Source organism: Streptomyces sp. SID13726 (assembly GCF_010548375.1).
GTDB lineage: Bacteria > Actinomycetota > Actinomycetes > Streptomycetales > Streptomycetaceae > Streptomyces.
In genome coordinates this window covers 111,300-125,487 of sequence record NZ_JAAGLY010000012.1, presented here as the reverse complement: position 1 = coordinate 125,487, position 14,188 = coordinate 111,300, and the positions used below count along the sequence as shown (strand labels likewise).

At 70.6% G+C, this 14,188-nt stretch carries 10 protein-coding genes; 6 read left to right on the top strand and 4 right to left on the bottom strand.

The features are described from left to right. Positions 1-41 precede the first annotated feature (41 nt). A complete protein-coding gene (gene smc, locus G3I78_RS28715; protein WP_164429689.1) occupies positions 42-3,626 on the top strand; it encodes a chromosome segregation protein SMC in 3,585 nt (1,194 codons plus the stop codon). Between the two features lie 204 nt (positions 3,627-3,830). Further along, positions 3,831-5,249: a sugar porter family MFS transporter gene (locus G3I78_RS28710; protein WP_164429687.1), complete on the top strand. Its 1,419-nt coding sequence runs from the start codon at positions 3,831-3,833 to the stop codon at positions 5,247-5,249. 126 nt (positions 5,250-5,375) lie between these two features. On the opposite strand, the gene G3I78_RS28705 is transcribed toward G3I78_RS28710, so the two are convergent. Genes G3I78_RS28705 through G3I78_RS28695 form a run of 3 tightly spaced genes read right to left on the bottom strand, consistent with a single transcriptional unit; the run spans position 5,376 to position 8,232 of the window. Beyond that, complete coding sequence (locus G3I78_RS28705) at positions 5,376-5,753, bottom strand: hypothetical protein (RefSeq protein ID WP_164429685.1); 378 nt, start codon at positions 5,751-5,753, stop codon at positions 5,376-5,378. 38 nt (positions 5,754-5,791) lie between these two features. After that, positions 5,792-6,763, bottom strand: a complete 972-nt coding sequence (locus G3I78_RS28700; RefSeq protein WP_164429684.1) for an LLM class flavin-dependent oxidoreductase — start codon at positions 6,761-6,763, stop codon at positions 5,792-5,794. Positions 6,764-6,816: 53 nt separating this feature from the next. Beyond that, positions 6,817-8,232 carry a cytosine permease gene (locus G3I78_RS28695; protein ID WP_164429682.1) on the bottom strand — a complete coding sequence of 472 codons (1,416 nt, stop codon included), beginning with the start codon at positions 8,230-8,232 and terminating at the stop codon, positions 6,817-6,819. A 62-nt stretch (positions 8,233-8,294) separates the two neighbouring features. Here G3I78_RS28695 and ftsY point away from each other — a divergent pair, with 62 nt between their 5' ends. After that, positions 8,295-9,488 (top strand): signal recognition particle-docking protein FtsY, encoded by a 1,194-nt coding sequence (ftsY, locus tag G3I78_RS28690; protein ID WP_164429680.1) that lies wholly within the window; start codon positions 8,295-8,297, stop codon positions 9,486-9,488. 118 nt (positions 9,489-9,606) lie between these two features. On the opposite strand, the gene G3I78_RS28685 is transcribed toward ftsY, so the two are convergent. Further along, on the bottom strand, positions 9,607-10,263 hold the full coding sequence (locus G3I78_RS28685; RefSeq protein WP_164429679.1) for a bifunctional DNA primase/polymerase: 657 nt from the start codon (positions 10,261-10,263) through the stop codon (positions 9,607-9,609). Positions 10,264-10,697: 434 nt separating this feature from the next. On the opposite strand from G3I78_RS28685, the gene G3I78_RS28680 reads away from it, so the two are divergent. The 3 genes from G3I78_RS28680 (at position 10,698) to G3I78_RS28670 (ending at position 14,165) form a co-directional block, all read left to right on the top strand. Further along, complete coding sequence (locus G3I78_RS28680) at positions 10,698-12,188, top strand: hypothetical protein (protein WP_164429677.1); 1,491 nt, start codon at positions 10,698-10,700, stop codon at positions 12,186-12,188. Between the two features lie 313 nt (positions 12,189-12,501). Beyond that, positions 12,502-13,830, top strand: a complete 1,329-nt coding sequence (locus G3I78_RS28675) for an ammonium transporter (protein ID WP_164429675.1) — start codon at positions 12,502-12,504, stop codon at positions 13,828-13,830. Beyond that, entirely contained in the window at positions 13,827-14,165 is a 339-nt protein-coding gene (locus G3I78_RS28670; RefSeq protein ID WP_003997576.1) for a P-II family nitrogen regulator, read from the top strand. Before G3I78_RS28675 ends, G3I78_RS28670 begins: the two co-directional genes overlap by 4 nt. Positions 14,166-14,188: the final 23 nt, after the last annotated feature.

Sequence of the window (14,188 nt, the reverse complement as noted above, 5' to 3'; positions counted from 1 at the left end):
TTCATGGAGTGAGACACCCCCGGAAGGTAGAGTCCAGCGGCGTGCACCTCAAGGCCCTGACCCTCCGAGGGTTCAAGTCGTTCGCCTCGGCGACCACGCTCCGGTTCGAGCCGGGGATCACGTGTGTCGTGGGGCCCAACGGCTCGGGCAAGTCCAACGTCGTCGACGCCCTCAGCTGGGTGATGGGCGAGCAGGGCGCCAAGTCGCTGCGCGGCGGCAAGATGGAGGACGTCATCTTCGCCGGCACCACCGGCCGCCCCCCGCTGGGCCGCGCCGAGGTGTCCCTGACCATCGACAACTCCGACGGCGCCCTACCTATCGAGTACGCCGAGGTCACCATCACGCGGATCATGTTCCGCAACGGCGGCAGCGAGTACCAGATCAACGGCGACACCTGCCGCCTCCTCGACATCCAGGACCTGCTCTCCGACTCCGGCATCGGCCGCGAGATGCACGTCATCGTCGGCCAGGGCCAGCTCGACGGCGTCCTGCACGCCGACCCCACCGGCCGCCGCGCCTTCATCGAGGAGGCCGCCGGTGTCCTCAAACACCGCAAGCGCAAGGAGAAGGCGCTCCGCAAGCTGGACGCGATGCAGGCCAACCTCGCGCGCGTGCAGGACCTGACGGACGAACTGCGGCGGCAGTTGAAGCCGCTGGGGCGCCAGGCGGCCGTGGCGCGCAGGGCCGCCGTCATCCAGGCGGATCTGCGGGACTCCCGGCTGCGCCTGCTCGCCGACGATCTCGTACGACTGCGCCAGGCACTGCGGACCGAGGTCGCGGACGAGGCCGCGCTGAAGGAGCGCAAGGAGGCCGCCGAGCAGGAGCTGAAGAAGGCCCTCCAGCGCGAGGCCCTTCTGGAGGACGAGGTACGGCAGCTCACTCCCCGGCTCCAGCGCGCCCAGCAGACCTGGTACGACCTCTCCCAGCTCGCCGAGCGGGTGCGCGGCACGATCTCGCTGGCCGACGCGCGCGTGAAGAGCGCGACTTCGGCACCTCCAGAGGAGCGCCGGGGCCGCGACCCCGAGGACATGGAGCGCGAGGCCGCCCGGATCCGTGAGCAGGAGGCCGAGCTCGAAGCCGCCCTGGAGGCCGCCGAGCACGCCTTGGAGGACACGGTCGCGCACCGCGCCGAGCTGGAACGTTCGCTCATCCAGGAGGAACGCCGCCTCAAGGACGTGGCCCGCGCCATCGCCGACCGCCGGGAGGGACTGGCCCGCCTCAACGGCCAGGTCAACGCGGCCCGTTCGCGCGCCGCCTCCGCCCAGGCCGAGATCGACCGGCTGGCCGCCGCGCGGGACGAGGCCCAGGAGCGGGCGTTCGCCGCGCAGGAGGAGTACGAGACGCTCAAGGCCGAGGTCGACGGCCTCGACGCGGGCGACGCGGAGCTGGCCGAGCAGCATGAGGCGGCCAAGCGACAGCTCGCCGAGGCCGAGTCCGCACTGACGGCTGCCCGGGAGGCGGCCACGGCAGCGGAACGCAAGCGCGCGGCGACGCAGGCGAGGCATGAGGCGCTGGCCATGGGGTTGCGAAGGAAGGACGGCACGGGAGCGCTGCTCGGCGCGAAGGACCGCCTGACAGGCTTGCTGGGCCCGGCGGCGGAACTCCTGACGGTGACGCAGGGCCACGAGGTGGCTCTGGCGGCGGCGTTCGGCGCGGCGGCAGACGCGTTGGCGGTGACATCACCGGCGGCGGCGGCGGACGCGATCCGCCTGCTGCGGAAACAGGACGCGGGACGGGCGTCACTCCTCTTGGCTGGGGCTCCCGAAGACACACCTAGGGGCGCGGGGAACTGCGCGACCAGCCACAACGGACCCGCAGACGCCACCCATCAGCACGCGGCAGATCTGGTCCGCGCTCCCTCCGACCTCGTGGCCGCGGTAAGGCGCCTCCTCCACGGCATCGTCATCGTCGGCACCCTCGAAGACGCCGAAGACCTCGTCTACGCCAACCCCCACCTCACCGCGGTCACCGCCGAAGGCGACCTCCTCGGCGCCCACTTCGCCCACGGCGGCTCCGCGGGCGCCCCGAGTCTCCTCGAAGTACAGGCCTCGGTCGACGAGGCCGCAGCCGAACTCGAAGACCTGGCGATCCGCTGCGAGGAACTCACCGAGGCCCAGCACACAGCCGTGGAGCACCGCAGAGCCGCCGCCGCCCGGGTCGAGGAGCTGGGCGAGCGCCGCCGGGCCGCGGACCGTGAGAAGTCCTCCGTGGCCCAGCAGCTCGGCCGTCTGTCCGGCCAGGCGAAAGGCGCCGCAGGTGAGGCCGAGCGCTCCACCGCGGCCGCCGCCCGTGCGCAGGACTCGCTGGAGAGGGCCCTCGAAGAGGTCGAGGAACTGGCCGAACGCCTCGCCGTGGCCGAGGAGATGCCGGTCGAGGAGGAGCCCGACACGTCGGTACGGGACCGTCTCGCCGCCGACGGCGCCAACGCCCGCCAGACCGAGATGGAGGCCCGCCTCCAGGTCCGCACCCACGAGGAGCGGGTCAAGGGGCTCGCGGGACGGGCCGACTCCCTCGACCGCGCCGCCCGCGCCGAGCGCGACGCACGCGCGCGTGCCGAACAGCGCCGGGCGAGGCTGCGGCACGAGGCGGCCGTGGCGGAGGCCGTCGCGTCCGGTACCCGGCAGCTCCTCGCGCACGTCGAGGTGTCCCTCGCGCGCGCGGACGAGGAGCGCACCGCCGCCGACGCCGCCAAGGCGTTCAGGGAGCGGGAGTTGACCGCCGCCCGCACCACCGGCCGCGACCTCAAGTCCGAGCTGGACAAGCTGACCGACTCCGTGCACCGGGGCGAGGTGCTCGGTGCCGAGAAGCGGATGCGGATCGAGCAGCTGGAGACCAAGGCGCTGGAGGAGCTGGGGGTCGAACCGGCGGGGCTCGTCGAGGAGTACGGCCCGCACCAGCTGGTCCCGCCCTCCCTGCCGGCCGAGGGCGAGGAGCTGCCGGAGGACCCGGAGCATCCGCGCAACCAGCCCAAGCAGTTCCACCGGGCCGAGCAGGAGAAGCGGCTCAAGGCGGCCGAGCGGGCGTACCAGCAGCTCGGCAAGGTGAATCCGCTCGCCCTGGAGGAGTTCGCGGCGCTGGAGGAGCGGCACAAGTTCCTCAGCGAGCAGCTGGAGGACCTGAAGAAGACCCGCGCCGACCTCCTTCAAGTGGTGAAGGAGGTCGACGAGCGGGTCGAGCAGGTCTTCACCGAGGCCTACCGGGACACGGCCCGGGAGTTCGAGGGCGTCTTCAGCCGGCTCTTCCCGGGCGGCGAGGGGCGGCTGATCCTGACCGACCCCGACAACATGCTCACCACGGGCGTGGACGTCGAGGCCCGGCCGCCGGGCAAGAAGGTCAAGCGGCTCTCCCTGCTGTCCGGCGGCGAGCGGTCGCTGACGGCCGTAGCGCTGCTGGTGTCGATCTTCAAGGCGCGGCCCAGCCCGTTCTACGTGATGGACGAGGTCGAGGCCGCGCTCGACGACACCAACCTCCAGCGGCTGATCCGCATCATGCAGGAGCTGCAGGAGGCCTCGCAGCTCATCGTGATCACGCACCAGAAGCGCACCATGGAGGTCGCCGACGCGCTGTACGGCGTCTCCATGCAGGGCGACGGCGTGTCGAAGGTGATTTCGCAGCGACTTCGCTGACCGGTCTTCAATTCTTCAAGACTTGAACACATGCCGGTCACCTGTGCCTCTTTTCTCACACCGAACCGACCCTTGACTTCGAAACTTGAAGGCATAGTCTCGTGCATGTTGCACTTACCTTCAGGTGGTGGTCGGCGGCAAGCTATGCGCCACTGGAAGGGTCGCCCCCAGCCGGCAGCGTTGCCGGTGGCCCGAGGAGTACACGTGACCAGCACAGCGCAGGCACCACAGTCAGGAGCCGGGACGGCTCACCCCGATCATCTCGGGCACGTCATCTTCATCGCGGCGGCGGCCGCGATGGGCGGGTTCCTCTTCGGCTACGACAGCTCCGTGATCAACGGCGCCGTCGAGGCCATCCGGGACCGCTACGACATCGGCTCCGCGGCCCTGGCGCAGGTCATCGCCATCGCCCTGATCGGCTGTGCGATCGGCGCGGCGACCGCCGGACGGATCGCGGACCGCATCGGCCGTATCCGCTGCATGCAGATCTCGGCCGTCCTCTTCACCATCAGCGCCGTCGGCTCGGCGCTCCCCTTCGCCCTGTACGACCTGGCGTTCTGGCGGATCGTCGGCGGCTTCGCCATCGGCATGGCCTCGGTCATCGGCCCCGCCTACATCGCCGAGGTCGCCCCGCCGGCCTACCGCGGCCGTCTCGGTTCCTTCCAGCAGGCCGCGATCGTCATCGGCATCGCCATCTCGCAGCTCGTCAACTGGGGCCTGCTGAACGCGGCCGGCGGCGACCAGCGCGGCAAGCTGATGGGCATCGAGGCCTGGCAGGTCATGCTCGGCGTCATGGTGGTCCCGGCCGTCCTCTACGGCCTGCTCTCCTTCGCCATCCCCGAGTCCCCGCGCTTCCTGATCTCCGTCGGCAAGCACGAGCGAGCCCGGGAGATCCTCAAGGAGGTCGAGGGCGACAAGATCGACCTCGGCGCGCGGGTGACCGAGATCGAGAACGCCATGAAGAGCGAGCACAAGTCGACCTTCAAGGACCTGCTCGGCGGCTCGTTCTTCTTCAAGCCGATCGTCTGGGTCGGTATCGGCCTGTCGGTCTTCCAGCAGTTCGTCGGCATCAACGTCGCGTTCTACTACTCCTCGACGCTGTGGCAGTCGGTCGGCGTTGACCCGACGGACTCGTTCTTCTACTCCTTCACCACGTCGATCATCAACATCGTCGGCACCGTGATCGCGATGATCTTCGTGGACCGCATCGGCCGCCGCCCGCTCGCCCTGATCGGCTCGGTCGGCATGGTGATCGGACTCGCGCTGGAGGCGTGGGCGTTCTCCTTCGACCTGGTCGACGGCAAGCTCCCGGCCGCGCAGGGCTGGACCGCGCTGATCGCGGCCCATGTCTTCGTCCTCTTCTTCGCCCTGTCCTGGGGTGTGGTCGTCTGGGTCTTCCTCGGCGAGATGTTCCCGAACCGGATCCGCGCCGCCGCCCTCGGAGTGGCCGCCTCCGCGCAGTGGATCGCCAACTGGGCCATCACCGCGAGCTTCCCGTCGCTGGCCGACTGGAACCTCTCCGCGACCTACGTGATCTACACGGTCTTCGCCGCGCTCTCCATCCCGTTCATCCTCAAGTACGTCAAGGAGACGAAGGGCAAGGCGCTGGAGGAGATGGGCTGACGGCCCGCCACGAGCCCGGGGGGAGGGGCCAACACCCCGCCGCCCTTCTCCCCGAACCCTCCGCCGCCCCCGGTCAGGCAACCGCCAGGACCGGGGGCGGCGGTGTCCTGTCCGGTCCGCGGTGTCTCACCAGATGAGGACCCCGGCCCCGAGGTCCCGGGCACGCAGCGCGGCCGCCTCGATGTTGTCCAGCCGCCGCTCGATCCCGCCGCGGTGCTCCTCGATCGACCGTGGACGCACGGTGGTCGCGGCGATCAGGTCCAGGTTCGCCCGCAGCAGCGCGATCTCCGCCAGGAAGTCCGCCACGTCGTGGGTCTCGACGTACAGATCGCCCCCGGCGAGCGCGGGCAGGAACCGGGCGCCCAGTGAACGCACCGTCCCGGAGCCCCACACCTCTTCGCGCCAGGACTCGAACCCGGCCGAGTCGCCGGCGCCCTCGGGGACGTCGAGGACCTCCCACAGGCCGTTCGCGTCCCGCACGAACACATCCACGCACAGACTCATGGGCCCAGTGGACCACCGCCGGGCTCGACCGGGCCAGATCAGCCCTCCAGCGCCGGAAGCACCTGCTCCGCGAACAGCCGCAGACTCCGCCAGCCCTCCTCCACCGGCATCCCGCCGGCCAGCGGGTGCAGGACCAGGTTGTCGAGCCCCTGCTCCACGCACTCGCCCGGGGTGAGGATCCGGTAGACGCCCTCCGCGCGCAGTTCGTCCACCGACGTGGCCGCCGAGCGGACCGCCGAGCGGATGTCGCCGGACTGCCAGGAGGCGTACGTGCGGGCCTCGTGGAGGAAGTGCCCGCCGTAGGCCGACCATGCCCGGTCCGGGTCCTCGGCGAGGTGCAGCAGCGGTGTCTCGGCCGTCGGCATCATGGTCCAGCCCTCGGTGCCGTACTCGACGAGCCGCTCCTTGTAGTACGCCTCCAGCTCCGGCAGATGCGCGCTGGGGAAGAACGGCAGGCCGAGGCGGGCGGCCCGGCGGGCGGCGGCCTCGGAGGAGCCGCCGACCAGGAGCAGGGGGTGCGGGTCGGTCAAGGGGCGCGGGGTGACCCGTACCGTACGGCCGCGGTACTCGAACTCCTCGCCGGTCCAGGCCTTGAGGAGGGTCTCCAGCAGCTCGTCCTGCAACCTGCCCCGGCGCTTCCACTCCACGTCGAACTGGGCGTACTCCTCCGGCCGGTACCCGATCCCGGCGACCGTCACCAGCCGGCCGCCGCTCAGGAGGTCCAGTACGGCGATGTCCTCGGCCAGGCGCAGCGGGTCGTGCAGCGGGCCGATGACGGCCGAGACGGTCACCGCGATCCGCTTCGTCGCCCCGAACACCGCGCCCGCGAAGGCGAACGGCGACGGCAGCCAGTTGTTGTCGACGCCGTGGTGCTCCTCGGTCTGCACGGTGGTGATCCCGTGCTCGTCGGCGTACGCGGCCATGTCCAGGGCGGCCCGGTAGCGGGCGCTTAGGGAGGCGGGCGTCGCGCCGGGCTCGACGAGGTTGAAACGGACGACCGTGACGGGCATGGGGGTCCCCCTTCACCGGGCGGGTGGTGCGGGGGACGGTAGCTGACGGGGCGTCAGATGGCCATGGCCGGGGGTTCGTCGGATGCGGGTACGGCGACCGGCGGCTTGGGCAGCACCGCGTACAGCAGGCCCGAGACCGCGATCGTCGCCGCCCAGCCGAGGCCGTACTCGCCGACCGGGTTGCCGGCGGCGAGCGGCCCGGTGAACCAGTCGGACTTGGTGAACAGCAGTCCCGCGCCGAGCCCCGCCGCCCACGCGGTGACGGCCGCCGGGGCGAAGCCGCCCCGGTACCAGTAGGCGCCGGCGCGGCTCGTGTCGAGGAGGGCCTCGGCGTCGTACCGCCTGCGGCGGAGCATGTCCGCGCCGAAGACGCCCGCCCAGGCCGAGAAGGTCACCGCGAGGAGGGACAGGAAGGACAGGAACGTGCCCATGAAGCTCGTCGCGGCCAGCATCAGGACACCGCCGAGGGCCAGCGAGATCACCGCGTTGACCGAGACCGCCCAGTGCCGCGGCACCCGCAGGCCGAGCGTCTGCGCGGTGAAGCCCGCGGAGTACATGGACATCGAGTTGATCAGCAGCGTGCCGACCAGGGCGATCAGCAGGTACGGGACGGCCAGCCAGCGCGGGAGGACCGCGCCGAGGAAGGAGACCGGGTCAGGGGCGGTGGCCAGGTCCGGGGTCGTGGACGCCATGACCATGCCCATGAGAAGCATCGGCAGTACGACGATCCCGGCGCCGCCCACCGTGTTGCGTACGATCGCCGCGGCCGACGCCGACCTCGGCAGAGAGCGCGTGAAGTCGGGGGAGGTCGGCACCCAGCTGATCCCGCCGGCGGCGACCAGGCCGATGCCCGTGATCATCGCCGACGCCGGTCCCGCGGCCCGGCCGAAGACCCGGTCCCAGTCCGTCTCGGCGATCAGATGCGCGAGCACCAGCACCGAGAAGGCCCCGAAGAGCCAGGACGCCCATCGGGAGCACCTCCGCACGGCGTCGATGCCCAGACCCGAGATCACGAAGGTCGTGACCACGAAGAGCAGCAGGGTCACGACGATCAGGGCGGTGCTGCTCCCGACCCCGAAGAGGATGTCCAGCACGGTCAGCAGCGCGTACGCGCCGGTCACCGCGTTGATCGTCTCCCAGCCCCAGCGGGCGACCCAGATCAGCGTCCCGGGCAGCAGATTGCCCCGCTGGCCGAAGACCGCGCGGGACAGCGCCATGCCGGGGGCGCCACCCCGTCTGCCTGCGATCCCGATCAGCCCGACCAGGCCGTACGACACGGTCGGCGCCGTGACGCCGACCGCCAGGGTCTGCCAGAAGCTGAGCCCGTACGCCACCGAGAGGCCCGCTCCCATGGTCAGCAGCAGCACGGTGATGTTGGCGGCGACCCACGTGGGGAACAGGTCGCGGGTCCGGGCCGTGCGCTCCCGCTCGGGCACCGGTTCCAGGCCGTGGGTTTCGAGGGAGCTCATGGTTAATCACCATATATGGGGTGAAATGACACGGGTGGAGGGCCTGTGATACTGGACGCGTTATGGAAACCGTCATCCTTGCTGTAGTCATCGCCGTGGTCGTGCTCGGTGTGCTCGGCGGGCTCGTCGTCGGCAGCCGGCGCAAGAAGTCGCTGCCCCCGCCACCTCCCGCCGCGCCCGACATCACCGCCCCTCCGGCCGAGCCGCACATCGGCGACGAGGCCGAGACGCCGCGCGACGAACCGCGCCGGACCATAGAGGAGGTCGATCTCCCGGACGGCTCGGCGCCGCCCGTCGCAGAAGAGCTCCCCCCGACCGAGATCGAAGTCCCGGAGCCGACGGCCGGCCGCCTGGTCCGCCTGCGCGCCCGGCTCTCCCGCTCGCAGAACGCGCTCGGCAAGGGGCTGCTCGCGCTCCTGTCGCGCGAGCATCTCGACGACGACACCTGGGAGGAGATCGAGGACATCCTCCTCACCGCCGACGTCGGCGTGACCCCCACCCAGGAGCTGGTCGAGGGCCTGCGCGAGCGCGTGAAGGTGCTCGGCACCCGTACCCCCGAGGAGCTGCGCGGCCTGCTGCGCGAGGAGCTGCTCAAGCTGGTCGGCACCGAGCTCGACCGCACGGTCAAGACCGAGCCCGAGGAGCGCAAGCCGGGCATCGTGATGGTCGTGGGGGTCAACGGCACCGGCAAGACCACCACCACCGGCAAGCTCGCGCGCGTGCTCGTCGCCGACGGCCGGACCGTCGTCCTCGGTGCCGCCGACACCTTCCGGGCCGCCGCCGCCGACCAGTTGCAGACCTGGGGCGAGCGTGTGGGCGCCTACACCGTGCGCGGGCCCGAGGGCGGCGACCCCGCCTCCGTCGCCTTCGACGCGGTGAAGGAGGGCAAGGAGATGGGGGTCGACGTGGTCCTCATCGACACCGCGGGCCGCCTCCACACCAAGACCGGGCTCATGGACGAACTCGGCAAGGTCAAGCGGGTCGTGGAGAAGCACGCGCCGCTGGACGAGGTGCTGCTGGTCCTCGACGCGACCACTGGGCAGAACGGCCTGGTGCAGGCCCGCGTCTTCGCCGAGGTCGTCGACATCACCGGCATCGTCCTGACCAAGTTGGACGGCACCGCCAAGGGTGGCATCGTGATCGCGGTCCAGCGCGAACTGGGCGTACCGGTCAAGCTGATCGGGCTGGGAGAGGGCGCCGACGACCTGGCGCCGTTCGAGCCGGAGGCGTTCGTGGATGCGCTTATCGGCGAGTAGGGATCAGGTCCCCGCATCGGTATCGGCAGATGCGAAGAAGCGCCCGCCCCCAAGGTGCAGTTGGGAGCGGGCGCTTCGCTGTGTACGTCTCTTCGTACGCCTGCGCGTCTTCGTACGCCTACGCGCGCGACCGGTGCGCCACGTACGCCAGGGTGCCGAGCAGCAGCCGGGCCGCCGGTGGCTTCGTCGCCGTGTCCAGGGACGGGGACCGGAGCCACTGGACCGGGCCCAGGCCGCCCCGGTCCGACGGGGGAGCGGTGATGTGGGTGCCGGGGCCCAGGCCGCGCAGGTCGAGGGAGGCGGCGTCGTCCCAGCCCATGCGGTAGAGGAGTTCGCTCAGGTCGGTCGCGGCGCCGGGGGCGACGAAGAACTGGGCGCGGCCCTCGGGGGTCGCCGTGACCGGGCCGAGGGGCAGGCCCATGCGCTCCAGGCGGACCAGTGCGCGGCGCCCGGCCGGCTCGGCCACCTCGATGACGTCGAACGCGCGGCCCACCGGCAGCATCACCGCGGCGCCGGGGAACTCCGCCCACGCCTTGGTCACGTCGTCGAGCGTGGCACCGGCCGGGACCGGAGGCGCGAAGTCCAGCGGGTGGGCGCCCGGTTGACGGCAGTCGGCGCGACCGCAGGAGCAGACGCCCGCCGCGGCCCGCGCGCCCGGGACCACGTCCCAGCCCCAGAGTCCGGTGAACTCGGCGACGGCGGTGCACTCCGAGGAGCGGCCGCGCCTGCGCGTGCCGGAACGGATCTCCCGAATGCCGCCGATCGTGAAGCCCATGCCCCCTCCAACGGGTCCACCGCGCCGGTGGTTACGAGACGGACGCGGCCGGTCACTCTCCGTTTCCTCTTCCGGGCGGTGTGGGCGCTCGGAAGTGCCCCGGGTGGTGCGCCGGGCCGCGTGCGCCCCTGAGTGCACCGCTCCGCCCACCCCCGGTCGGTCTATGTCAAGTGAATCGTGTGGAGGCGACCGTGAGTTCATTCGAAGGGGTGGCGAATGGTGGCGTTTCCGGGATCGCCATGGCTGGACGGGTGATCGTAGGATTACTTTGAGTGCACGAGTCCTGGGGGCACATGCACTTGTGGGTATGCCGGAGGCAAGTCGGTTCCCCGTTCGAAGGCTGACAACCGCCGGACGGACGGCCGTATTTACCGGCATTCTGATAAGGCTTGGCGCACTCGGCGACAAGTGGTCTCAGGGATGGGGGCGTTCCAGTGGGCGGCAACAGCGGAAGCGGGACGGGCGCCGGCAGCGCCGCGCAGTCCGACAAGCGCCCCAACGAACTGCTCACCTCCTGGTTCGTGCGCAGCGGCTGGTCGAAGGGCGAGCTCGCCCGCCAGGTCAACCGCAGGGCCCGGCAGTTGGGGGCCAACCACATCTCCACCGACACCTCGCGGGTGCGCCGCTGGCTGGACGGCGAGAACCCCCGCGAACCCATCCCCAGGATCCTGTCCGAGCTGTTCTCCGAGCGGTTCGGATGCGTCGTCTCCGTCGAGGACCTCGGACTGCGCGCCGCCCGCCAGTCGCCGTCCGCGACCGGGGTCGACCTGCCCTGGACGGGCCCGCAGACCGTGGCCCTGCTCAGCGAGTTCTCGCGCAGCGACCTCATGCTGGCGCGGCGCGGCTTCCTCGGGACTTCGCTGGCCCTGTCCGCGGGCCCGTCCCTCATCGAGCCCATGCAGCGCTGGCTCGTCCCGGGACCCGCCACCCCGCACCGCGAGCCCGAGCCCGCCTCCTCCCGCCGGGTGGGCCGGCTCTCCAAACCCGAGCTGGACCTCCTCGAGTCGACGACCGTGATGTTCCGCCAGTGGGACGCCCAGTGCGGCGGCGGCCTGCGCCGCAAGGCGGTCGTCGGCCAGCTGCACGAAGTGACCGACCTCCTCCAGGAACCCCAGCCCGAGGCCACCACCCGCAAGCTGTTCAAGGTCGCCGCCGAACTGGCCGAGCTGGCGGGCTGGATGTCGTACGACGTGGGGCTCCAGCCCACCGCCCAGAAGTACTTCGTCCTCGCCCTGCACGCGGCCAAGGAGGCCGGCGACAAGCCGCTCGGCTCCTACGTCCTGTCCAGCATGAGCCGCCAGATGATCCACCTAGGGCGGCCCGAGGACGCCCTGGAGCTGATCCACCTCGCGCAGTACGGCAGCCGGGACTGCGCGAGCCCGCGCACCCTGTCGATGCTGTATGCGATGGAGGCCCGCGCCTACGCCAACATGGGCCAGCCCGGCAAGTGCAAGCGGGCGGTCCGGATGGCCGAGGACACCTTCGCCGACGCCGACGAGTGGGACGACCCGGACCCCGACTGGATCCGCTTCTTCTCCGAGGCCGAGCTGTACGGCGAGAACTCCCACTCCTACCGCGACCTCGCCTACGTCGCCGGTCGCAGCCCGACCTACGCCTCCCTCTCCGAGCCCCTCATGCAGAAGGCCGTCGAGCTCTTCGCGGAGGACGGCGAGCACCAGCGGTCGTACGCACTCAATCTCATCGGCATGGCCACGGTGCACCTGCTCCAGCGCGAGCCCGAGCAGAGCACGATCCTGGCGGAACAGGCCATGCACATCGCCAAGAAGGTCCGCTCCGAGCGGGTGAGCACTCGTATTCGAAAGACGGTCGACACCGCCGTACGCGACTTCGGTGATCTCGCCGAGGTCGTGGATCTCACCGAGAAGCTCGCGGTGGAGCTTCCGGAGACCGCGGAAGCCGTCTGAATCCCCAGAACCCCGGCCGCGGCCGGCCCTCCCGAACTGCCCGACTCGGCTCCCCCATGCCAGGTCATCGGAAGGCCGACCGCGGCCGGTTTTTCTCCTTCTATGAAGGTTGCGCCACGATAACGATCGAGGCGGCCCGTATCTGCCAGTTCATCGACGCGTAACACGCACGGCGTCTTCGTCACCCCGGCGAAACAACGAGGGGCTTCCACCGAAACCGCGCTGCGCCAATCTCATGGCGCATAACCGGCCCACCCCTCAATCCGCTCTGGCTTCGCCCGCACGGGGCCGTACCTACGACGAGGAGACGCCGATGGCACCAGCCATCACGCTCGCCGCAGACAAGCTGTCTGTGGCCAACACAGGCTTCATGCTCATCTGTTCCGCCCTGGTGCTTCTCATGACCCCGGGCCTGGCCTTCTTCTACGGAGGCATGGTCCGCGTCAAGAGCACGCTCAACATGCTGATGATGAGCTTCATCAGCATGGGCATCATCACCATCCTGTGGGTGCTCTACGGCTTCTCCATGGCGTTCGGCACGGACCACGGCTCGCTCATCGGCTGGGAGTCCGACTTCGTCGGCTGGACCGGCATCGACAAGGCCGATATCTGGTCCGGGTACACGATCCCGGTCTTCGCCTTCGCCGTCTTCCAGATGATGTTCGCCATCATCACGCCCGCCCTGATAAGCGGCGCGATCGCGGACCGCGTGAAGTTCTCCGCCTGGTCCGTCTTCGTCGTGCTGTGGGCGACCGTCGTGTACTTCCCGGTCGCGCACTGGGTCTGGGGCACCGGCGGCTGGGCCTTCGAGCTCGGGGTGATCGACTTCGCCGGTGGTACCGCGGTCCACATCAACGCGGGTGCCGCGGCGCTCGGTGTGATCCTGGTCATCGGCAAGCGCGTCGGCTTCAAGCGCGACCCGATGCGCCCGCACAGCCTCCCGCTGGTCATGCTCGGCGCCGGTCTCCTGTGGTTCGGCTGGTTCGGCTTCAACGCCGGTTCGTGGCTCGGCAACGACGACGGCGTCGGCTCCCTGATGTTCGTCAACACGCAGATCGCCACCGCGGCCGCGATGCTCGCCTGGCTCATCTACGAGAAGATCCGCCACGGCGCGTTCACCACCCTGGGCGCCGCCTCCGGCGCGGTCGCCGGCCTGGTCGCCATCACCCCCTCGGGCGGCGCGGTCACCCCGATCGGCGCGATCTGCGTCGGCGCCATCGCCGGTGTCGCCTGTGCCGCGGCCGTGGGCCTCAAGTACAAGTTCGGCTACGACGACTCGCTGGACGTCGTCGGCGTCCACATGGTCGGCGGTGTCATCGGCTCCCTGCTGATCGGCTTCTTCGCCAGCGGCAAGGGCCAGTCCGACGTCGAGGGCCTCTTCTACGGCGGCGGCCTCGACCAGTTCTGGAAGCAGTGCGCCGGTGTCTTCGCGGTCCTCGCCTACTCCCTGATCGCCTCCGCGATCCTCGCCTTCCTGCTCGACAAGACCATGGGCATGCGGGTCGACGAGGACGAGGAGATCTCGGGCATCGACCAGGCCGAGCACGCCGAGACCGCATACGACTTCAGCGGTGCCGGCGGCGGCGCCGCCCGGACCGCCGCCGCGGCCCCCGCCGCTGCGAGCAAGAAGGTGGACGCATGAAGCTCATCACCGCCGTCGTCAAGCCGCACCGGCTCGACGAGATCAAGGAAGCCCTCCAGGCCTTCGGGGTGCACGGCCTGACGGTCACCGAGGCGAGCGGCTACGGTCGTCAGCGGGGCCACACCGAGGTCTACCGCGGTGCCGAGTACACCGTCGACCTGGTCCCGAAGATCCGCATCGAGGTCCTCGCCGAGGACGACGACGCCGAGCAGCTGATCGACGTCATCGTCAAGGCGGCCCGAACCGGCAAGATCGGTGACGGCAAGGTCTGGTCCCTGCCGGTCGAGACGGCCGTACGGGTCCGGACGGGCGAGCGCGGCCCGGACGCGCTCTGACCGAAGAACAGAACAGGAGCTGC